The sequence below is a fragment of the Pseudomonas sp. NBRC 111133 genome (genome assembly GCF_001320605.1).
Taxonomy (GTDB): Bacteria; Pseudomonadota; Gammaproteobacteria; order Pseudomonadales; family Pseudomonadaceae; genus Aquipseudomonas; species Aquipseudomonas monteilii.
In genome coordinates this window covers 25553-46483 of record NZ_BCBJ01000057.1, presented here as the reverse complement: position 1 = coordinate 46483, position 20931 = coordinate 25553, and the positions used below count along the sequence as shown (strand labels likewise).

The window sequence follows — 20931 nt, the reverse complement described above, 5'->3', positions numbered from 1 at the left end:
AGAATGTCACCGAACATGTTGTCGGTCACCATCACGTCGAACTGCTTGGGTGCACGCACCAGTTGCATGGCGGCGTTGTCGACGTACATGTGGCTCAGTTCCACATCCGGGTAGTCCTTGGCCACGTCTTCGACCACTTCACGCCACAGCTGGCTGGAAGCCAGTACGTTGGCTTTGTCTACCGAGCACAGCTTCTTGCCACGCACGCGGGCCATGTCGAAGCCGACACGGGCAATGCGGCGCACTTCGCTTTCGCTGTACGGCAGGGTGTCGTAGGCCTGGCGCTCGCCACCTTCCAGCTCGCGCTGGCCACGCGGGGCACCGAAGTAGATGCCGCCGGTCAGCTCACGGACGATGAGGATGTCCAGGCCCGAGACGATTTCCGGCTTCAGCGACGAGGCATCGGCCAGTTGCGGGTAGAGGATGGCCGGGCGCAGGTTGGCGAACAGGCCCAGCTGCGAACGGATTTTCAGCAGGCCACGCTCCGGGCGGATGTCGCGCTCGATCTTATCCCACTTCGGCCCGCCCACGGCGCCCAGCAGCACGGCATCGGCCTTGCGCGCACGCTCCAGGGTTTCGTCGGCCAGCGGCACGCCGTGCTTGTCGATGGCGGCGCCACCGATCACGTCGTGCTCCAGGCTGAAGCCAAGCTGGAACTTGTCGTTGGCCAGCTCCAGCACCTTGACCGCTTCGGCCATGATTTCCGGGCCGATACCGTCACCTGGGAGAATCAGAATCTGCTTGCTCATGCTTTCCTCTATCCATTCACGCGGTGCGACCAAACGGGCCCCACCGAAAAGTGCTTAACGCTCGGCCCACAGCACCAGCACATCGGTGCTGAACGAGCCATCGGCCTCGATCTGGTAATACTGCCGTACTTCTTCGCCCATGGCTTGCTGCAATTGGCGGATGGCCACGCGCATTGGCTCGGGAGTGCGCATGCGCTCCACCCAGCTGCCGAACTCCAGGCGCAAGGGCTGGCGGGTGTGACTGCGCACATGCAGGCCAGCCTCGCTGACCTGACGCTGCCATTCGGCGGCGGAGTAGTCACGCACATGGCTGGTGTCGCGCAGCACTTCGACCGTTTGCAGGTAGGTGTCGAGCAGCGGGCTGCCCGGTGACATCACATCAATGAACGCTGCCACGCCACCCGGCTTTAGTACCCGGCGCACCTCGCGCAGGGCCAGGCCCAGGTCGCTCCAGTGGTGGGCCGAGTAGCGGCTGAAGACGAATTCGAACGAGGCATCGGCGAACGGCAGGCGTTCGGCGGCACCGCGCTCGGTGGTGATATTGGCCAGGCCGCGCTCGGCGGCGGCGCTGGCGACCACGTCAAGCATGGATTGCGACAGGTCGTAGGCGACCACTTCGCTCACCAGCGGGGCAACGTGAAAACTGACATGACCGGCACCACAGCCCAGGTCCAGCACGCGGGCATTGCCCTGCCCTGCCAGCTCGGCCTGCAGCAGGGCGAATTCACTGCCCTGGGCATGCACGGCACTGCTGAGGTAGGCGCTGGCCTGTTCGCCGAACTGGCGTTGGACCACGTCGGTATGGTTGGTGCTGGTCATGTCTCAATCCTTTTGGATTTGTTTCGCCTGTTCCGGCCCTTTCGCGGGCAAGCCCGCGAAGAGGCCGGTACTGCCATCTACCAATAATCAGGCATCCCGGAACAGCCAAGGCTGCCCGGCACGGTGCTTGCCTTCGAAGGCCTTGATCGCATCGCTGTCCTGCAGGGTCAGGCCGATGTCGTCCAGGCCGTTGAGCAGGCAGTGCTTGCGGAACGCATCGATCTCGAAGTGCAGCACCTTGCCGTCCGGCCGGGTCACCGCCTGCGCTTGCAGGTCGATGGTCAGCTGGTAGCCCGGTTTGGCTTCGACCTGCTTGAACAACTCGTCCACTTCTTCATCGCTGAGGATGATCGGCAGCAAGCCGTTCTTAAAGCTGTTGTTGAAGAAGATGTCGGCAAAACTCGGCGCGATGATGCTGCGGAAACCGTACTCGTCCAACGCCCAAGGGGCGTGCTCACGGCTGGAGCCGCAACCGAAGTTTTCCCGCGCCAGCAGCACGCTGGCACCTTGGTAGCGTTCGTGGTTGAGCACGAACTCCTGGTTCACCGGGCGCTTGCTGTTGTCCTGGTAGGGCTGGCCCACGTCCAGGTAACGCCATTCGTCGAACAGGTTAGGGCCAAAGCCGGTGCGCTTGATCGACTTCAAAAACTGCTTGGGGATGATCTGGTCGGTGTCGACGTTGGCACGGTCCAACGGCGCGACGAGGCCAGTGTGCTGGGTAAAGGCTTTCATGCTGCGCTCCCTTGGATCAACTCGCGGACATCGATGAAGTGGCCGGTTACCGCAGCAGCGGCGGCCATGGCCGGGCTGACCAGGTGGGTACGGCCACCGGCGCCCTGACGGCCTTCGAAGTTGCGGTTGGAGGTGGACGCGCAATGCTCGCCGCTCTCCAGGCGGTCAGGGTTCATCGCCAGGCACATCGAGCAGCCTGGTTCACGCCATTCGAAACCGGCTTCGAGGAAGATCTTGTCCAGGCCTTCACGCTCGGCCTGTGCCTTGACCAGGCCCGAACCCGGCACGACGATGGCTTGCTTGACGGTCGCGGCCACCTTGCGGCCCTTGGCGATCTCTGCCGCGGCACGCAGGTCTTCGATACGCGAGTTGGTGCACGAGCCGATGAACACGCGGTCCAGCTGGATGTCGGTGATCGCCTGGTTGGCGGTCAGGCCCATGTACTTCAAGGCGCGCTCGATCGAACCACGCTTGACCAGGTCGGCTTCGGCGGCCGGGTCCGGTACGCGCTGGTCTACGGCCAACACCATCTCGGGCGAGGTGCCCCAGCTGACTTGCGGCTTAATCTGGCTGGCATCCAGCTCGACCACGGTGTCGAACACGGCGTCGTCATCCGACACCAGGTCTTTCCACGATTCGACTGCCTGCTTCCATTGCTCGCCCTTCGGCGCGTACGGGCGGCCTTCGACATAGGCAACGGTGGTGGCGTCGGTCGCCACCAGGCCCACACGGGCACCGGCTTCGATGGACATGTTGCAGATGGTCATGCGGCCTTCCATCGACAACCCGCGGATGGCGCTGCCCGCGAACTCCATGGCGTGGCCGTTGCCACCGGCGGTGCCGATCTTGCCGATCACGGCCAGCACGATGTCCTTGGCGGTTACGCCGGCCGGCAATTGGCCTTCCACGCGTACCAGCATGTTCTTCATCTTCTTGGCGACCAGGCACTGGGTGGCGAGCACGTGCTCGACCTCGGAGGTGCCGATGCCATGGGCCAGGGCACCGAAAGCGCCGTGGGTGGAGGTGTGCGAGTCGCCGCAGACCACAGTCATGCCGGGCAAGGTGGCCCCCTGCTCCGGGCTGATGACGTGAACGATGCCCTGGCGCTCGTCGTTCATCTTGAATTCGACGATGCCGTATTCGTCACAGTTTTCGTCGAGGGTCTGCACCTGCAGGCGCGACACCTGGTCGACGATGGCCTCGATACCGCCCTTGCGCTCTGGCGTGGTCGGCACGTTGTGGTCGGGCGTGGCGATGTTGGCGTCGATGCGCCACGGTTTGCGGTTAGCCAGGCGCAGGCCTTCGAAGGCCTGGGGCGACGTCACTTCGTGAATGATGTGGCGGTCGATGTAGATCAAGGACGAGCCGTCATCACGGCGCTTGACCTCATGGGCTTCCCAGAGTTTGTCGTAGAGCGTTTTGCCAGCCATCAGACTGTTCCTCATCAGCGTCTTTCTATGCCAAAGACCCCTTGGCTTGTACGGACGATGCTATGGGGTTAGATTGAATAACTCAAATTCATAATTTTTATCCTTTGCATAACCAAGAGGAATGCAACCCTTGGACCTGGCCAACCTCAGCGCCTTCATCGCCATTGCCGAAACCGGCAGCTTCTCCGGGGCGGCTGAACGCCTGTTCCTGACCCAGCCCGCCATCAGCAAGCGCATCGCCGGGCTGGAGCAGCAGCTGGATGTGCGCCTGTTCGACCGCCTGGGCCGCGAGGTGACCCTGACCGAGGCCGGACGCGCCCTGCTGCCCCGGGCCTACCAGATCCTCAACGTCCTTGATGATACCCGACGTGCGCTGACCAATTTGTCGGGGGAAGTGAGCGGTCGCCTCACCCTGGCCACCAGCCACCACATCGGCCTGCACCGCCTGCCCCCGCTATTACGGGCGTTCACCCGCCAGTACCCGGCCGTGGCGCTGGATATTCAGTTTCTCGATTCAGAACAGGCCTACGACGAGATTCTGCATGGTCGCGCCGAAATCGCCGTGATCACCCTGGCGCCCGAGCCGCATCACTTGGTCAAGGCGGTGCCCGTGTGGGACGACGCCCTGGATTTTGTCGCCGCCCCCGAGCACCCGCTAGCCAACAATGCGGTCGGCCTGGCCGATGTGGCCCGTCACCCGGCGGTTTTCCCCGGCGGCAACACCTTTACCCACCACATCGTCCAGCGCCTGTTCGAAAGCCAGGGCCTCACGCCGAACATCGCCATGAGCACCAACTACCTGGAAACCATCAAGATGATGGTGTCGATCGGCCTGGCCTGGAGCGTGCTGCCGCGCACCATGCTCGACGAACAGGTTGCACCCATCGCTTTGCCCGGCATACAGCTGTCGCGCCAGCTAGGCTACATTTTGCACACCGAGCGTACGCTATCGAACGCGGCCAGGGCATTCATGGCCCTGCTCGACAGCCACGCAGGGTCCGCCTGACCGGCCGTCAGCCAGGTATTTCCGAATCCAAGGACGCGTCATACGCCAAAGGTCTGGTACCGATGCCCAAATCAGCAAACCGCTTTTTGCGCCTGCCGCGTATTTCTGCGGCCGACCCCCAGGAGTCCGAACAGGCCTGGCAGAACGCCCCACAACTGCTGGCCGCGCTGAACGGCGCCCGGTTGGGGGCATGGCTGTGGGATATTGAAAGCGGCCGTGTCAGCTGGTCACGGGGCACCCAGGCCCTGTTCGGCTTCGACCCGCAGCGCCCACTGCCTGCCGATGTCGACTACCTCGACCTGCTGCCCGAAGAAGACCGCGCCCGCACGCGCCAGGTGTTCCAGGCGGTGTTCAACGGCGAGCCGGTGGAACAGGCCATGCGTCATCGCATCCGCTGGCCGGACGGCAGCCTGCACTGGCTGGAGATCAACGGCAGCCTGACCCACGACCCGCATGGCCGGCCGCAGATGATCGGGGTAATCCGCGAAATCACCCGCCAGCGCGAGCGGGAAACCGCCCTGATCAATTCGGAAAAGCGCTTCGCCACGCTGTTCCACCTCAGCCCCAACGCCATTTTGCTCACCCGCCGCCACGACGGCATGATTTTCGAGGTCAACCAGCACTTCGAAGACATGTTCGGCTGGCCTGGCAGCCAGGTGATCGGCAAGACCAGCCTGGAGCTGGGCCTGTGGGTCAACCCCGAACAACGCCACCAGGTGATGGAGTCGACCCGTGCCAACGGCGGCCCGTTGATCATGGAGGTGCAGTTCCGCGCCACCAGCGGCAAGGTGCATGACGGCATCCTCTGCACCCAGGGCATCGAACTGGAAGGCGTGACCTTTCTGATCAGCACCTTCGTCGACACCACCGAGCGCAAGCGCGCCGAGCAGGCCCTGAAGGACAGCCAGGAGCGCCTGGACCTGGCCCTGGATTCGGCGCAGCTGGGCACCTGGGACTGGCATATCCCCAGCGGCATGCTCTACGGCTCCGCCCGGGCCGCGCAGTTGCACGGCCTACCGCCCATCCCCTTTCATGAATCGTTCGATGCTTTTTTCGAGGGGGTACCGGAGCAGGAGCGCAACTCGATGCGCCAGGCCTACCGCAGCCTGCGCGAAGGGCCCGCCGGCAACTACCAGATCACTTACCGGGTGCAACTGGAAAACGGCATTTCGCGCTATATCGAAAGCCGCGCACGCCTGTACCGCGACGAACAAGGCAACCCGCTGCGCATGGCCGGCACCCTGCTCGACATCACCGACCAGGTGGAGCGCGAGCAGCGCCTGAGCGCCTCGGAAGAGAAGTTCGCCAGCCTGTTCCAGGTCAGCCCCGACCCGATCTGCGTCACTCGCCAGGACACCGGTCAGTTCATCGAGATCAACCCGGCGTTCACCCAGACCTTCGGTTGGGGCAGCGAGCAGGTGCTTGGCCGCACCGCAGAGGAAATCGGCCTGTGGGCCGAGTCCATCGAGCGTGCGCAACGCATCGAGCGGGTGATCCGCGAACAGGCCCTGAGCAACGTCGCCGTGGTGGTCAACCACCGCAATGGCGCCCCCCTGACGTGCGTGATTTCCAGCCGCCTGATCACCGTCGATGACCAGCCGTGCAGCGTGACCACCCTGCGCGACATTACCCAGCAGCAACGCGCCGAAGCCGCACTGAAGTCCAGCGAGGAGAAGTTCGCCAAGGCCTTCCACTCCAGCCCCGACGCCATCACCATCACCGAACGCCATAGCGGCCGCTACCTGGAAATCAACGATGGCTTCTGCCGCCTGACGGGTTACAGCGCAGCCGAGGTGGTCGGCCACACGGTGTACGAGATCGGTATCTGGGCGGACGACAAGCAGCGCAGCTCGCTGCTGGCCGAGTTACGCGAGCGCGGCCGCGTGCATCACCGGGAAATGCTCGGGCGCAACAAGCGCGGCGATATCCTTACCGTGGAAGTCTCGGTCGAGCCGATCACCCTCAACGAGGTGGACTGCCTGCTGCTGACCGCCCGTGACGTCAGCCAGCTGAAGAATGCCCAGGCGCAGATTCGCCACCTGGCCTACCACGACCCGCTGACCAACCTGCCCAACCGCGCCCTGCTGATGGACCGCCTGAGCCAGCAGATCGCCCTGCTCAAGCGTCACAACCTGCGCGGCGCCCTGCTGTTCCTCGACCTCGACCACTTCAAGCACATCAACGACTCGCTGGGCCATCCGGTGGGCGACACGGTGCTGAAGATCATCACCGCCCGCCTGGAGGCCAGCGTGCGCCTGGAAGACACCGTGGCGCGGCTGGGGGGCGACGAGTTCGTGGTCCTGCTCAGCGGCCTGGAAGGCAGCCGCGAACAGGTCGAGGAAAAAGTGCGCGAACTGGCCGACACCCTGCGCGAACTACTGGCCGAACCGATGTCGCTGGATGGCCAGCGGCTGCAGGTAACGCCCAGTATCGGCGTGGCGCTGATCCCTGACCACGGCGCTACCCCGGCCGATTTGCTCAAGCGTGCCGACATTGCCCTGTACCGGGCCAAGGACTCCGGGCGCAACACCACCCAGCTGTTCCACACCACCATGCAGAAGGCCGCCAGCGAGCGCTTGCGCATGGAAAACGACCTGCGCCTGGCCTTGGCCCGTGGTGAACTGGCCCTGCACTTCCAGCCCCAGGTGGATGCCCGCGACAACCGCATCGTCGGGGCTGAAGTGCTGCTGCGCTGGCACCACCCGCAACTGGGTCAGCAACCACCCGGGCAGTTCATCCAGGTGCTGGAGGAAAGCGGCCTGATACTGGAAGTTGGCAGCTGGATCCTCGATGAAGCGTGCGATGCTTGCGCACGCATGCTGACCGACGGGCTGATCGACGCGGATGATTTCAGCCTGTGCGTGAACATCAGCCCGCGCCAGTTCCGCCAGAACGATTTTGTCGGCCGGGTACTGCGCAGCCTGGACGACTATCGCCTGCCTCGGCACATGCTAAAGCTGGAAATCACCGAAGGCATCGTGATCCAGAACCTGGAAGACACCATCAGCAAAATGCGCGAACTCAAGCGTTTCGGGGTGAGCTTTGCCATGGATGACTTCGGCACCGGTTATTCCTCACTCACCTACCTCAAGCGCCTGCCGGTGGATGCGCTGAAGATCGACCAGACCTTCGTGCGCGACGCGCCGGTCGACCCCAACGACGCGGAAATCGTGCGCGCCATCGTTGCCATGGCCCGCAGCCTGGACCTGGCCGTGATTGCCGAAGGGGTAGAGCTGACCGAACAACTGGAGTTCCTCGAACGGCTGGGCTGCCACTTGTACCAGGGATACCTGCACAGCCGGCCATTGCCGTTGCCAGAGTTTCGGCAGATGTTGCTGGAGGCGCCGGCGGGTTACTGATCCGGCCTGCAAACGCAAGAAGGGCACCCGAGGGTGCCCTTCTTCACTGCAGCGCGATCAGTTCAGCGCTGGCTTGTCGCCATTGATCGGAATGCGCTTGGCCTTGGCTTCTTCAGGCACGATGCGCAGCAGGTCGATGCTGAGCAGGCCATTAGCCAGGCCGGCGGCCTTCACTTCGATATGGTCGGCCAGGCGGAACGACAGCTTGAAGGCGCGTTGCGCGATACCCTGGTGCAGGTAGGTCACTTCAGCGGCGCCATTGTCGTGCTTGCCACCGGTCACCGTCAGGACGCCTTTTTCGACTTGCAGGTCGAGGTCCTGCTCCTGGAAACCGGCTGCGGCAACCACGATGCGGTAGTGGTCATCGCCATGCTTTTCCACGTTGTAGGGCGGGTAGCTGCTACCGGCCTCGTTACGTGCCGCAGATTCGAACAGGTCGTTGAAACGGTCGAAACCTACGGAATGGCGGAACAGGGGTGCGAGAGAGAAAGCGGTGGTCATGGTCATAAACTCCTGAGATTCAGCAAGTAAGTCATTACGCGACCCGACTTCGGCATCGCGTACTCAAGAGATATGGTCTGGGGAAATGCTTTCAAGGGGAAAATAGAAAAAATCTGAAATCAGTGCCGCCCTTTTCGCGGGCACGCCCGCTCCCACAGGATCGCCACAGGCCTCAAGACCGGCGCAAGACTTGTGGGACGGGCGTGCCCGCGAAAGAGCCGAATCAGGCAACGCAAGCCTCGAAGGGCGCAGCCTCAACCCCCAGCAACCGGCTGATCCGCGCGCAATCATCCTCCCGCCGCAGCTCGGCAAACAGCACCACCGCCTCGGGATAACTGCGCGTCAGCATCGCCATCCACTGCTTCATCCGCCCCGGCGCATAGCGCGGCGACAGCTTGTGCTGAGCCTGGCGCCAGAACTCACGCAGCAACGGCAGCAAATCGTTCCAGCTCATCGGCTGATAGTCGCGCCCGTCACGCGCGGCCGCAATCTGCAATCCCAGGTCGGGTCGCGACACCAGCCCACGGCCCAGCATGATGTCTTCGGCACCACTGACCTCCCGGCAACGTCGCCAGTCGTCGACAGTCCAGATCTCGCCATTGGCGAACACCGGCACCTTCACCACATCCTGCACCCGCGCCACCCACTCCCAGTGCGCCGGCGGTTTGTAGCCTTCGACCTTGGTCCGTGCATGCACCACCAGGTGCGCCGAGCCGCCTTCGGCCAGCGCCGTGGCACACTCCAGTGCACCATCAGGGCTGTCGAAGCCCAGGCGCATCTTCGAGGTCACCGGGATATCTGCCGGCACGGCACGGCGCACTTCGCGCACGATGGCGTGCAGCAGTTCCGGCTCTTTGAGCAGCACGGCACCACCCCGCGACTTGTTCACGGTCTTGGCCGGGCAGCCAAAGTTCAGGTCGATCACCGGCGCGCCCAGCTCGCAGGCCAGCGCGGCGTTTTCCGCCAGACATACCGGGTCCGAACCCAGCAACTGCACACGCATGGGCACCCCGGCAGCCGTGCGCGCGCCCTGGCGCAGCTCGGGCGCCAGCTTGTCGAACGAAGAAGGCGGCAGCAGGCGGTCGCACACACGAATGAACTCGGTGACGCACCAGTCGATGCCGCCCACGCGGGTCAGTACGTCGCGCAGGATGTTGTCGACCAGCCCCTCCATGGGGGCCAGGGCAATTTGCATGTCGGGGTCTCGGCGGAAAAAGCCGGCAGTCTAACAAAAATTGCCGGGGTTTCAGGCGCCGATCAGCGCCGGGCCGTAACCGTCAAGGAATTCTGCCGGCATGCGTTTGGGCTTACCGCTGGACAGCTCGATGCAGGCGAAGGTGGTTTGCGCACGCAGCAAGGTCACGCCGTCACGCGGGCGCTTGAGCTGGAAACGGCGGGTCATGCGCAGGCGCTGGTCCCAATCGATGATCCAGGTGGCCAGTTGCAGTTCATCGTCCTCGTAGGCAGCGGCCAGGTAGTCGATTTCGTGACGCACTACCGCCATGGCGCGGTCTAGCCGACGGTATTCGGCCAGGTCCAGGCCCAGGCGCTGGGAGTGGCGCCAGGCGCAGCGCTCCAGCCAGGTGACGTACACCGCGTTATTGGCGTGGCCGAGGCCATCAATATCCTCGCTGCCGACACGCAGGTCGATGACGAAGGGTGTTGCCAGGTCCCAGCTCATGTTCGCTTCCTTGGCGGAAAAAGTGAATTTAGCCGTGACCGGTGAGGGAATGTCCAGCCCTGCTGCCCGTCAGGCGCTTTGACGCGCCGGTGCAGCAGCGCGGGCGAGCAATTCGAGCACTGCCTCACCCAGCCGCGGGTCGGACAGTACACGCTGATGCCCACCCGCCTCCAGCAGCATCAGGCGGCTGTCGAACCACGCTTTATGGATAACCTGAGCCTCATCGGCAGCCACCAAGGCGTCATCAGCGGCATGCACCACCAACCCCGGCAGTTCCAGCTGATAACCCGTCACATCCAACCGCGCAATCTGCATGCCCACATCTCGCTCAATCTGCCGAATGAACGCCGCCCGCGCCCGTGCTGGCAGCCCCAGGCGATGGGCAAAACCACGCAACACACCCAACAGCCGTGCCGGGGCCGCAATGCTGACAGCAGCCTCTGTACGCAGCCCCATCTGCAAGGCCAGCAACACACTGGCACCACCCATGGAATGGCCAATGACCGCACGCAGCGGCGGCAGCTCGGCGGCGGCCTCCAGCAGGGCCCGGGCAAACAGCACCACATTGGCCTGCTCGCCAGGCGAACGCCCATGCCCCGGCCCCTCCAGTGACACCACCGTGTGCCCGGCCTGGACCAAGGTTTCGATCAACGCAGCAAACTGGGTCGGGCGCCCTTCCCAGCCGTGCATCAGCAGCACGGTCGGCCCATTACCCCAGCGCAGGGCCGACAAGCCGAAGCGCAGGGTAATGCGCTCGGCACGGGCCAGCACGGGCAGCTCCCAATCCCGCGGCGGCAAGTTGCGCGGTGTCATGAAGGCACGGCGCATCTTGCCCGCGACATGCTCGGGGGCCAGGCGGCCCAGGGTGCCATTGACACCACGAATCCAGCTCAGGGTAGTCATTGCCATGCTCCAGGGTTAAAGCACCGCCGATTTGGCGGCGCGCAGAATACGGTCTGACAACTCGCTGGTACCCAGGGCGCGGGCCAGGGCCAGGCCACCGACCATCAACGCCAGATCGGCCAAGGCTTTGTCGGCATCCTCGGGGCGATCGACCATGGCAGCGGTCATCAGCTCGATGTGTTCGGCCAATACCTCACGGAAGACTTCCGGCAAGCGCTGCATCTCGCCCAGCGAATTAGGCAGCGGGCAGGCGTGCACTTCGGCATCCCGGTGTTTGCGCGACAGGTAGAAGGCACTGGCCAGCGCACGCCGCCCCGCACCATCGAGACTGGGGTCGATCTGGGCGAGCAAGGCGCGGCGCTCACCCAACAGCTGGCGGAACGCCTCTAGCATCAGCTCGTCCTTGCTGTCGAAGTGGGCATAAAAACCACCGACGGTCAGGCCTGCGGCGCCCATTACCTGGCTAACGCTGGGCTCGGCCGGGCCGTGCTGGATCAGCGCACTGCGTGCGGCTTCCAGGATGCGTTCGCGGGTTTTGCTCTTCTTGTCGCTCATCTGAACATTCGCCGGACAAAATATGATGACCAAAATATTATTCTCATCATATTTTTTGGCAAGCAGAATTTCTTTCCGCCTGTCGGTTGCGAATTTTTCGGGAGAGAGAAAAACAAAAGGCCCATTCAATAATCGAATGAGCCTTAAAGGTCCCGCAAAACGCGGGTAAAAATGGCGTCCCCTAGGGGACTCGAACCCCTGTTACCGCCGTGAAAGGGCGGTGTCCTAGGCCACTAGACGAAGGGGACGTAACCTTCGCGAAGATCCACTTGCGTGAACCCTGGCAGAAATGGTGGAGCTAAGCGGGATCGAACCGCTGACCTCCTGCATGCCATGCAGGCGCTCTCCCAGCTGAGCTATAGCCCCGAAACAAAAGACTCATCAATACACGACGAGCCTTTTTAAGCCCTGCAAAACGCAGGAAAAAGTGGCGTCCCCTAGGGGACTCGAACCCCTGTTACCGCCGTGAAAGGGCGGTGTCCTAGGCCACTAGACGAAGGGGACGTAACCTTCGTGCCGATCCGCTTACGCGAACCGCGGCAAAATTGGTGGAGCTAAGCGGGATCGAACCGCTGACCTCCTGCATGCCATGCAGGCGCTCTCCCAGCTGAGCTATAGCCCCGGATTTCTAGCCTCTCGGCCCAGCGACATCGTGAAACATCGCTTGTGCAAAACTGGCGTCCCCTAGGGGACTCGAACCCCTGTTACCGCCGTGAAAGGGCGGTGTCCTAGGCCACTAGACGAAGGGGACGAACCTTCTTACCTTCAAGACCCGGTTGCTGGATCCGGTCTTGCTCGACAGCCTTGACTGCCAAGCGGAATTTGGTGGAGCTAAGCGGGATCGAACCGCTGACCTCCTGCATGCCATGCAGGCGCTCTCCCAGCTGAGCTATAGCCCCACAATGTCGCTCTGAACAGAATCGCTGGCTGGGTGGCTGGCGTTTCGTTTTCGTTCATCGCTGTGGACGGGGCGCATATTAAGATCGGATTGCAGGGCTGTCAAACTAATTTTTTAAAATAATCAAAAAAATTTTCACAGATAACAATCACTTACCGCCCTGCCCGAGCAAAACCTCGGCATCGAACCCTGTGGGAGCGGGTTTAACCGCGAATGCGGCAGTGCAAGCGCCATCGTATTCGCGGGTGAACCCGTTCCCACAGGTTTCAGCTACAGGCTGGGAAACACTGTCAGGCGATCGAGGCCAGCAGCTTTTCCCACTCTTTGTTTTCTTTCTTCGACACGCCACCCAGCAAGTCCAGGGCCTGGCGCAGGCGGTAGCGGGTCAGGTCCGGGCCAAGGATTTCCATGGCATCCAGTACCGAAACCGAGCTGGCCTGGCCAGTGATGGCGGCGAACATCAGCGGCATGGCGTCACGCAGCTTCAGCTCCAGCGCCTCGACCACGGCCTGGATGCAGCCGGTGATGCGCTCTTTTTCCCACTGACGCAGGCTTTCGAGCTTCCACAGGATCAGCTGAATCACCTGACGCACCTGGTCGGCCGACAGCTTCTTGCTTTCGAACAGCTTGGCATCCAGCTTCAGCGCGCCTTCGAAGAAGAACCCGCCCAGCGGAGCAACCTGGCTGAAGGTTTCGACGCGGCCCTGCACGTGCGGGGCGATCTTCATCATGTAGTCGCTGTTGAATGCCCACTTCTGCAGGCGTGCCGCGAATTCCTCGACCGGCAGCTCGCGCAGCCACTGGCCGTTGAGCCAGGACAGCTTCTCGATGTCGAAGATCGGCCCTCCGAGCGAGATGCGCGACAGGTCGAAGTGTTCGACCATTTCAGCCAGCGAGAACTTCTCGCGCTCGTCTGGCATCGACCAGCCCATGCGGCCCAGGTAGTTGAGCATCGCCTCGGGCATGAAGCCCATGCGCTCGTAGAAGGTGACCGAGGTCGGGTTCTTGCGCTTGGACAGCTTGGATTTGTCCGGGTTACGCAGCAGCGGCATGTAGCACAGCTTTGGCTGTTCCCAGCCGAAGTACTCATACAGCTTGATCAGCTTGGGCGCCGACGGCAGCCACTCTTCGCCACGCAGCACGTGGGTGATGCCCATCAGGTGGTCGTCGACCACGTTGGCCAGGAAGTACGTCGGCAGGCCGTCGTTCTTCATCAGCACCTGCATGTCCATACGGTCCCACGGGATTTCAACATCGCCGCGCAGCATGTCCGGGACCACGCACATGCCTTCGCTCGGCACCTTCATGCGGATCACATGCGGCTCGCCAGCGGCCAGGCGGCGCTCTACTTCCTCGGCGCTCAGCAGCAGTGCGCGACCGTCGTAGCGCGGGGTCTCGCCACGGGCTTGCTGCTCGGCACGCATCTGGTCCAGCTCTTCAGCGGTACAGAAGCAGTAGAAGGCGTGACCGGCGTCGACCAGTTCCTTGGCGTACTTGGCGTAGATCTCGCCACGCTCGCTCTGCCGGTACGGGCCGTGCGGGCCGCCGACGTCCGGGCCTTCGTTCCATTCGATGCCGAGCCAGCGCAGGGCGTCGAAGATCTGCTGTTCCGACTCGCGCGTGGAGCGCAGCTGGTCGGTGTCTTCGATGCGCAGGATGAACTCACCGCCGTGCTGCTTGGCAAAGCAGTAGTTGAACAGGGCGATGTAGGCAGTGCCGACATGGGGGTCGCCGGTAGGCGATGGCGCGATACGCGTGCGTACGGTGGTCATGGAAGGTCTCGAACGAAAGATGAAACAAAGGCGGGATGTTAGCAGGAGGCAGGCACCGGGCTCCAGCAATGGCGCGAACGTCACTTGTCGACAGACCCTGTGGCGCTGTTAAATTTATTTACATTTCTGGAACGATAGTCCCCATGCCCGCCCAACTCAAACGCCGCCTGCTGGTCTTTTTCACCCTCGTGGCCCTCATCGCCCTCGCCTTCCTGGCCCACTGGTACTTCAAAGGCCGCTTCTACGAGAGCACTGACAACGCCTACGTGCAGGGCGAAATCACGCGCATTTCCAGCCAGCTGAGCGCCCGCATCGACACGGTGCCGGTCGAGGACAACCAGCACGTCAACAAGGGCGACCTGCTGGTGCGCCTGGAAGCCGACGACTTCGAGCTGGCGGTTGAGCGCGCCCACGCCGCCCTCGCCACCCGCGAAGCCGAGTACGCACAGGCGCAAAGCCGCCTGACCCAGCAAGGCAGCCTGATTGCTGCCGGCCAGGCCCAGGTGGCGGCCAACCAGGCCACTTTCGACCGTTCACGGCTGGACCTGAGCCGCGCCGAGAAGCTGCGCAAGCCTGGCTTTGTATCCGAAGAACGGGTCACCACCCTGTCGGCAGACAGCCACGTCGCCGGCTCCCAGGTCGACAAGGCCCGCGCCGACCTGCAAAGCCAGCGCCAGCAAGTCAACGCGCTGAACGCCGACCTCAAACGCCTCGATGCGCAAATCGCCAATGCCCGCGCCGACCTGGCCCAGGCTGAGCTGAACCTGACCCGCTGCGAGATCCGCGCACCGATCAGTGGCACCATCGGCCAGCGCAATGCGCGCAATGGGCAGGTGGTGCAGGCCGGCGCCTACCTGCTGTCGATCGTGCCAGACGAAGACATCTGGGTGCAGGCCAACTTCAAGGAAACGCAGATTGGCCACATGCAGCCCGGCCAGCGCGCTGAACTGCTGTTCGACAGCTACCCCGACACGCCCATCGAAGGCCGGGTCGACAGCCTGTTCGCCGCGTCGGGCGCGCAATTCAGCCTGCTGCCGCCCGACAACGCCACCGGCAACTTCACCAAGGTGGTGCAGCGCATCCCGGTAAAACTCACCTTCCGCGCCGACAACCCACTGCACGGACGCATCCGCCCCGGCATGTCGGTAACCGCCACCGTCGACCTGCGCAGCGAAAACGAAGGCCACGATGGCCGGTGATCAACTGCTCAGGCCTACAGCCGAGCCCACCCGACGCGACTGGATCGCAGTGATGAGCGTGATGCTCGGCGCCTTCATGGCGGTGCTCGACATCCAGATCACCAACTCGTCGCTCAAAGACATCCAGGGGGCACTGTCGGCCACGCTGGAAGAAGGGTCATGGATTTCCACCTCCTACCTGGTGGCGGAAATCATCATGATCCCGCTGACCGCCTGGCTGGTGCAGCTATTGTCCGCCCGTCGCCTGGCGGTGTGGGTATCCGCAGGCTTCCTGCTGTCGTCACTGCTGTGCTCGATGGCCTGGAACCTGGAGAGCATGATCCTGTTCCGGGCCCTGCAAGGCTTTACTGGCGGCGCGCTGATCCCACTGGCCTTCACCCTGACCCTGATCAAACTGCCTGAGCACCACCGCGCCAAAGGCATGGCCATGTTTGCCATGACGGCCACCTTCGCCCCCTCCATCGGCCCCACGCTGGGTGGTTGGCTGACTGAAAACTGGGGCTGGGAGTACATCTTCTACATCAACATCCCACCGGGGCTGGTGATGATCGCCGGCCTGCTGTACGGGCTGGAAAAGAAGGAAGCGCACTGGGAACTGCTGAAAAGCACCGATTACGCCGGCATCGTCACCCTGGGCCTGGGGCTGGGTTGCCTACAGGTGTTTCTGGAGGAAGGCCACCGCAAGGACTGGCTGGAATCGCACCTTATCGTGGGCCTGGGCAGCATCGCCCTGGTCAGCCTGATCACCTTCGTCATCCTGCAGTTTTCCAAGCCACACCCGCTGATCAACCTGCGCATCCTGGGCAACCGCAATTTCGGCCTGTCGAGCATTGCCAGCCTGGGCATGGGCGTGGGGCTGTACGGGTCGATCTACCTGTTGCCGCTGTACCTGGCGCAGGTGCAGGGCTACAACGCCTTGCAGATTGGTGAAGTGATCATGTGGATGGGCGTACCGCAGCTGTTCCTGATTCCCCTGGTGCCGCAATTGATGAAGGTGGTGTCACCCAAGGTGCTGTGCGCGCTGGGGTTCTGCCTGTTCGGTGCGGCCAGTTTCGGCTCGGGGGTGCTCAACCCGGATTTTGCCGGGCCGCAGTTCAACCATATCCAGATCATCCGCGCCTTGGGCCAACCGATGATCATGGTGACCATTTCGCTGATTGCCACGGCCTACATCCAGCCGCAGGATGCCGGGTCGGCTTCGAGCCTGTTCAATATCCTACGTAATCTGGGCGGAGCGATTGGTATCGCCTTGCTGGCCACCCTGCTGGATGCGCGGACCAAGGTGTACTTCGATTACCTGCGGGAGGCGGTAGTGCCGAGCAACCCGCAGGTGGCAGAGCGGCTGGCGCAACTGGCCGAAAGGCTGGGGAATGACAATGCGGCGCTGGGGAAGCTGAGCGAGATTACCCACCAGCAGGCGTTGATCATGGCATACAACGATGCGTTCCACTTTGTCGGGATCGGGTTGGCGGTGAGCATGGTGGCGGTGTTGCTGACCCGGAAGTTGCCGGCGGGGTTGAAGGCTGGGGAGGCCCATTGATTTAGTTGTTGCCTGTACTGGCCTCTTCGCGGGTAAACCCGCGAAGAGGCCAGTACAGTTGATAGAAAATCAGCTGGTAATCAACCGCTCGCGCAGCTGAGCAATTTCATCGCGCAACTGCGCCGCCGCCTCGAACTCCAGATCGCGGGCAAACTGCATCATCTTCTCTTCCAGTTGCTTGATACGCTTGGTGATCTCGCCCGGTGTGCGCAGTTCGGCTTCATAACGGGCGCTCTCCTCAGCCGCCTTGGCCATGCCCTTGCGTTTCTTGCTGCGTGCGCCCGGGACGGTGGCACCTTCCATGATGTCGGTAATGTCTTTGACCACGCCCTTGGGCACAATGCCGTTGGCTTCGTTGAACGCGATTTGCTTCTCGCGGCGGCGCTCGGTTTCGTCTATCGCTCGCTGCATCGAGCCCGTGACGTTATCAGCGTAAAGGATTGCCCGGCCATTCAGGTTTCGCGCAGCACGCCCAATGGTCTGGATCAGTGAGCGCTCGGAACGCAGGAACCCTTCCTTGTCGGCATCGAGGATCGCCACCAGCGACACCTCCGGCATGTCCAGGCCCTCACGCAGCAGGTTGATACCGACCAGCACATCGAAAGTACCCAGCCGCAGGTCGCGGATGATTTCCACCCGCTCCACGGTGTCGATGTCCGAGTGCAGGTAGCGCACCCGCACGTCATGGTCGGCCAGGTAGTCGGTCAGGTCTTCGGCCATGCGCTTGGTCAGCGTGGTGGCCAGCACCCGCTCGCTCAGGGCCACACGCTTGCGGATTTCCGACAACAGGTCATCCACCTGGGTCAGTGCCGGGCGCACCTCGACCTGCGGGTCGACGAGGCCGGTCGGGCGCACCACCTGCTCCACCACGCGTCCGGCGTGCTCAGCCTCGTAGGGGCCAGGGGTAGCGGACACAAAGATGGTTTGCGGGCTGACGTCCTCCCATTCATCGAAACGCATGGGGCGGTTGTCCAGCGCCGAGGGCATACGGAAGCCATATTCGACCAGGGTTTCCTTGCGCGAGCGGTCGCCTTTGTACATGGCGCCGACCTGCGGCACACTCACGTGGGATTCGTCGATCACCAGCAGCGCATCCGGCGGCAGATAGTCGTACAAGGTGGGCGGCGGCGCGCCGGCCGGGCGGCCAGACAGGTAGCGCGAGTAGTTCTCGATGCCGTTGCAGTAGCCCAGCTCCAGGATCATCTCCAGGTCGAAGCGGGTGCGCTGCTCCAGACGCTGCGCCTCCACCAGCTTGTTGGCCTTGTGCAGGTACTCCAGGCGTTCTTTCAACTCTTCCTTGATACCCTCCACCGCCTCCAGCAGGGTTTCCCGCGGCGTGACGTAGTGGCTCTTGGGGTAGAAGGTAAAACGCGGCAGCTTGCGGAAGACCTCGCCGGTGAGCGGGTCAAAGGCGGCGATATTTTCTACCTCGTCATCGAACAGCTCGATACGGATGGCTTCAAGGTCCGATTCCGCCGGGAAAATGTCGATCACATCACCGCGCACGCGGAACGTGGCGCGGGCAAAGTCCATTTCGTTGCGGGTGTATTGCAGGTCCGCCAGACGGCGCAGCAATGCGCGCTGGTCGAGCTTGTCACCACGGTCTACGTGCAGGACCATTTTCAGGTAGGACTCGGGGCTACCCAAACCATAAATGCACGAAACAGTGGTCACGATGATCGCATCGCGCCGCTCCAGCAGCGCCTTGGTCGCCGACAGGCGCATCTGCTCGATATGGTCGTTGATCGAGGCGTCCTTCTCGATGAAGGTGTCCGAAGACGGCACATAGGCTTCCGGCTGGTAGTAGTCGTAGTAGGAAACGAAATACTCCACCGCATTGTTGGGGAAAAACGCCTTGAATTCGCCGTACAGCTGCGCGGCCAGGGTCTTGTTCGGCGCCAGCACCAAGGTCGGGCGCTGCACCTGCTGGATGACATTGGCAATGCTGAAGGTCTTGCCCGACCCGGTCACCCCGAGCAACGTCTGGTGCGACAGCCCCGCCTCGATGCCTTCGACCATCTGGCGAATGGCCTCGGGCTGGTCGCCGGCCGGCTGGAAACGGGTGACGAGCTGGAACTCGGACATGACGGACCTCGCGGTGCTGCAGCAACTGTAAATTTAGCCAGTAGTCTATACCCAAATGCGCCCGCCCGGGGGCGCTTTCAAGGCGTAGCTGTGAGCGCGTGTAACGGTGGACCCGGTAATTCGACCAATGGTCGAAAAATATTTGCGCAAATAGCCGGAAAAGCTGTGCCAGAGTGTCGCAGTGACCGGTCGGTATCACTATACTGACTCCCCGTTTGTGCACCGCTTCAGTGCATTCGGCTGGAGGGTGTACGTCCTATCACTCTCCAATCAGAGCCAAGGTAACAATGAGCCTGTTTTCCGCTGTCGAGCTGGCACCCCGCGACCCTATTCTGGGCCTCAACGAAGCATTCAACGCCGACCCACGTACCGACAAGGTCAACCTGGGCGTAGGCGTGTACTGCAATGAGGAAGGCCGCATTCCGCTGCTGCGCGCCGTGATCGAAGCCGAGACCCAGCGTGCCGCCCAGCACGCCTCGCGCGGCTACCTGCCGATCGACGGTATCGCCACCTACGACCAGGCTGTGCAAAAACTGATCTTCGGCGCCGAGTCGCCACTGCTGGCCGCTGGCCGCGTGGTTACCGTGCAGGCCGTCGGCGGTACCGGCGCACTGAAGATTGGCGCCGATTTCCTCAAGCGTATCTCGCCGAACGCCGTGGTTGCCATCAGCGACCCAAGCTGGGAAAACCACCGCGCCCTGTTCGAATCGGCCGGCTTCCCGGTGCAGAACTACCGCTATTACGACGCGCCGACCCACGACGTCAACCGCGCCGGCATGCTCGAAGACCTGAACAACCTGCCATCCGGCTCGATCGTGGTGCTGCACGCCTGCTGCCACAACCCGACCGGCGTCGACCTGAGCCTGGATGACTGGAAAAACGTCCTGGAAGTGGTCAAGGCCAAAGGCCACGTACCGTTCCTCGACATGGCCTACCAGGGCTTTGGTGACGGCATCGCCGAAGACGCCTTTGCCGTGCGCCTGTTCGCCGAGTCGGGCCTGGAGTTCTTCGTTTCCAGCTCGTTCTCCAAATCGTTCTCGCTGTACGGCGAGCGCGTGGGTGCACTGTCGATCGTCACCGCGTCCAAGGACGAGAGCACCCGCGTGCTGTCGCAGGTCAAGCGCGTGATCCGCACCACCTACTCCAACCCGCCAACCCACGGCGCCACCATCGTGGCCACCGTGCTGAACAGCGCCGAACTGCGCCAGATGTGGGAAACCGAACTGGCCGAAATGCGCGAGCGTATCCACGGCATGCGCAAGCAGATGGTTTCGCTGCTGGCCGAGTATGGCGCCAACCGCGATTTCAGCTTCGTTGGTCGTCAGGTTGGCATGTTCTCCTACTCGGGCCTGACCGTTGAACAGGTTGCCCGCCTGAAGAACGACTTTGGCATCTACGCCTTGGACACAGGCCGCGTCGCAGTGGCCGCGCTGAACCAGAGCAACATCCACGTGGTCACCAAGGCTATCGTGGAAGTGCTGTAACTCATTGTTTTGCCAAGGGGTAGCTTGACATCCTGTTGGCAATCAGTAAGATACGCGCAGATTCCGCGATAGCTCAGTCGGTAGAGCAAATGACTGTTAATCATTGGGTCCCTGGTTCGAGTCCAGGTCGCGGAGCCAAACACTGAAAAGCCCCCCGTTGCGCAAGCAACCGGGGGCTTTTTTGTTGTTCGGCGGAAGTATGTCTCCGCCTGGTGGAT

Annotated in this window: 16 protein-coding genes and 7 tRNA genes; 6 read left to right on the top strand and 17 right to left on the bottom strand. The window is 62.7% G+C overall.

Annotated elements, in window-relative coordinates:
• The 4 genes from leuB to leuC form a co-directional block, all read right to left on the bottom strand.
• Positions 1-749 (bottom strand): 3-isopropylmalate dehydrogenase (gene leuB / locus APH36_RS11920; protein ID WP_060498775.1); only part of this gene is annotated, 749 nt, incomplete at its 3' end.
• A gap of 54 nt (positions 750-803) precedes the next feature.
• A complete protein-coding gene (locus APH36_RS11915) occupies positions 804-1568 on the bottom strand; it encodes a class I SAM-dependent methyltransferase (RefSeq protein ID WP_060498774.1) in 765 nt (254 codons plus the stop codon).
• Between the two features lie 87 nt (positions 1569-1655).
• Positions 1656-2300, bottom strand: coding sequence for a 3-isopropylmalate dehydratase small subunit (gene leuD / locus APH36_RS11910; RefSeq protein ID WP_060498773.1), 645 nt, complete (start codon positions 2298-2300; stop codon positions 1656-1658).
• Complete coding sequence (leuC, locus tag APH36_RS11905) at positions 2297-3730, bottom strand: 3-isopropylmalate dehydratase large subunit (RefSeq protein WP_060498772.1); 1434 nt, start codon at positions 3728-3730, stop codon at positions 2297-2299. Before leuC ends, leuD begins: the two co-directional genes overlap by 4 nt.
• Before the next feature lie 130 nt (positions 3731-3860).
• On the opposite strand from leuC, the gene APH36_RS11900 reads away from it, so the two are divergent.
• Together APH36_RS11900 and APH36_RS11895 are read left to right on the top strand one after the other, a co-directional pair.
• Positions 3861-4736 carry a LysR family transcriptional regulator gene (locus tag APH36_RS11900; RefSeq protein ID WP_060498777.1) on the top strand — a complete coding sequence of 292 codons (876 nt, stop codon included), beginning with the start codon at positions 3861-3863 and terminating at the stop codon, positions 4734-4736.
• Between the two features lie 62 nt (positions 4737-4798).
• Positions 4799-8095, top strand: a complete 3297-nt coding sequence (locus APH36_RS11895; RefSeq protein WP_060498771.1) for a PAS domain S-box protein — start codon at positions 4799-4801, stop codon at positions 8093-8095.
• A 57-nt stretch (positions 8096-8152) separates the two neighbouring features.
• Here the strand turns inward: APH36_RS11895 and APH36_RS11890 are convergent, their stop codons facing one another.
• From APH36_RS11890 to gltX, 12 genes are all read right to left on the bottom strand, one after another.
• Positions 8153-8596, bottom strand: coding sequence for an Hsp20 family protein (locus tag APH36_RS11890; protein WP_060498770.1), 444 nt, complete (start codon positions 8594-8596; stop codon positions 8153-8155).
• Between the two features lie 223 nt (positions 8597-8819).
• Entirely contained in the window at positions 8820-9791 is a 972-nt protein-coding gene (locus APH36_RS11885; protein WP_060498769.1) for a tRNA-dihydrouridine synthase, read from the bottom strand.
• A 51-nt stretch (positions 9792-9842) separates the two neighbouring features.
• Positions 9843-10277, bottom strand: coding sequence for a thioesterase family protein (locus APH36_RS11880; RefSeq protein ID WP_015269427.1), 435 nt, complete (start codon positions 10275-10277; stop codon positions 9843-9845).
• Positions 10278-10346: 69 nt separating this feature from the next.
• Positions 10347-11180 (bottom strand): alpha/beta hydrolase, encoded by an 834-nt coding sequence (locus tag APH36_RS11875; RefSeq protein WP_060498768.1) that lies wholly within the window; start codon positions 11178-11180, stop codon positions 10347-10349.
• Positions 11181-11195: 15 nt separating this feature from the next.
• Positions 11196-11735 carry a TetR/AcrR family transcriptional regulator gene (locus APH36_RS11870; protein WP_016715158.1) on the bottom strand — a complete coding sequence of 180 codons (540 nt, stop codon included), beginning with the start codon at positions 11733-11735 and terminating at the stop codon, positions 11196-11198.
• 172 nt (positions 11736-11907) lie between these two features.
• A tRNA-Glu gene (locus tag APH36_RS11865) sits at positions 11908-11983 on the bottom strand.
• 42 nt (positions 11984-12025) lie between these two features.
• Positions 12026-12101, bottom strand: a tRNA-Ala gene (locus APH36_RS11860).
• 62 nt (positions 12102-12163) lie between these two features.
• Positions 12164-12239 (bottom strand) — tRNA-Glu (locus tag APH36_RS11855).
• 42 nt (positions 12240-12281) lie between these two features.
• Positions 12282-12357 (bottom strand) — tRNA-Ala (locus tag APH36_RS11850).
• A 53-nt stretch (positions 12358-12410) separates the two neighbouring features.
• Positions 12411-12486, bottom strand: a tRNA-Glu gene (locus APH36_RS11845).
• A 72-nt stretch (positions 12487-12558) separates the two neighbouring features.
• Positions 12559-12634: transfer RNA gene (locus APH36_RS11840), tRNA-Ala, on the bottom strand.
• 289 nt (positions 12635-12923) lie between these two features.
• Positions 12924-14405 carry a glutamate--tRNA ligase gene (gene gltX, locus APH36_RS11835; protein WP_060498767.1) on the bottom strand — a complete coding sequence of 494 codons (1482 nt, stop codon included), beginning with the start codon at positions 14403-14405 and terminating at the stop codon, positions 12924-12926.
• A gap of 143 nt (positions 14406-14548) precedes the next feature.
• On the opposite strand from gltX, the gene APH36_RS11830 reads away from it, so the two are divergent.
• Both APH36_RS11830 and APH36_RS11825 read left to right on the top strand, forming a co-directional pair.
• The gene (locus APH36_RS11830; RefSeq protein ID WP_060498766.1) at positions 14549-15604 is read left to right on the top strand and encodes an HlyD family secretion protein; all 1056 of its coding nucleotides are present in this window, start codon (positions 14549-14551) and stop codon (positions 15602-15604) included.
• 49 nt (positions 15605-15653) lie between these two features.
• Entirely contained in the window at positions 15654-17144 is a 1491-nt protein-coding gene (locus APH36_RS11825) for an MDR family MFS transporter (protein ID WP_177337100.1), read from the top strand.
• Positions 17145-17213: 69 nt separating this feature from the next.
• On the opposite strand, the gene uvrB is transcribed toward APH36_RS11825, so the two are convergent.
• Positions 17214-19229: an excinuclease ABC subunit UvrB gene (gene uvrB / locus APH36_RS11820; RefSeq protein ID WP_060498764.1), complete on the bottom strand. Its 2016-nt coding sequence runs from the start codon at positions 19227-19229 to the stop codon at positions 17214-17216.
• 287 nt (positions 19230-19516) lie between these two features.
• On the opposite strand from uvrB, the gene APH36_RS11815 reads away from it, so the two are divergent.
• Complete coding sequence (locus tag APH36_RS11815; protein ID WP_060498763.1) at positions 19517-20713, top strand: amino acid aminotransferase; 1197 nt, start codon at positions 19517-19519, stop codon at positions 20711-20713.
• Between the two features lie 62 nt (positions 20714-20775).
• A tRNA-Asn gene (locus APH36_RS11810) sits at positions 20776-20851 on the top strand.
• The last annotated feature ends 80 nt before the right edge of the window (positions 20852-20931 follow it).

Coding starts and splice junctions, on each gene's coding strand:
- APH36_RS11875 (WP_060498768.1), bottom strand. CDS start 11,180: ATGACTACCCTGAGCTGGATTCGTGGTGTCAATGGCACCCTGGGCCGC.
- gltX (WP_060498767.1), bottom strand. CDS start 14,405: ATGACCACCGTACGCACGCGTATCGCGCCATCGCCTACCGGCGACCCC.
- uvrB (WP_060498764.1), bottom strand. CDS start 19,229: ATGTCCGAGTTCCAGCTCGTCACCCGTTTCCAGCCGGCCGGCGACCAG.
- APH36_RS11880 (WP_015269427.1), bottom strand. CDS start 10,277: ATGAGCTGGGACCTGGCAACACCCTTCGTCATCGACCTGCGTGTCGGC.
- leuD (WP_060498773.1), bottom strand. CDS start 2,300: ATGAAAGCCTTTACCCAGCACACTGGCCTCGTCGCGCCGTTGGACCGT.
- APH36_RS11815 (WP_060498763.1), top strand. CDS start 19,517: ATGAGCCTGTTTTCCGCTGTCGAGCTGGCACCCCGCGACCCTATTCTG.
- APH36_RS11830 (WP_060498766.1), top strand. CDS start 14,549: ATGCCCGCCCAACTCAAACGCCGCCTGCTGGTCTTTTTCACCCTCGTG.
- APH36_RS11885 (WP_060498769.1), bottom strand. CDS start 9,791: ATGCAAATTGCCCTGGCCCCCATGGAGGGGCTGGTCGACAACATCCTG.
- APH36_RS11890 (WP_060498770.1), bottom strand. CDS start 8,596: ATGACCACCGCTTTCTCTCTCGCACCCCTGTTCCGCCATTCCGTAGGT.
- APH36_RS11915 (WP_060498774.1), bottom strand. CDS start 1,568: ATGACCAGCACCAACCATACCGACGTGGTCCAACGCCAGTTCGGCGAA.
- leuC (WP_060498772.1), bottom strand. CDS start 3,730: ATGGCTGGCAAAACGCTCTACGACAAACTCTGGGAAGCCCATGAGGTC.
- APH36_RS11895 (WP_060498771.1), top strand. CDS start 4,799: ATGCCCAAATCAGCAAACCGCTTTTTGCGCCTGCCGCGTATTTCTGCG.
- APH36_RS11870 (WP_016715158.1), bottom strand. CDS start 11,735: ATGAGCGACAAGAAGAGCAAAACCCGCGAACGCATCCTGGAAGCCGCA.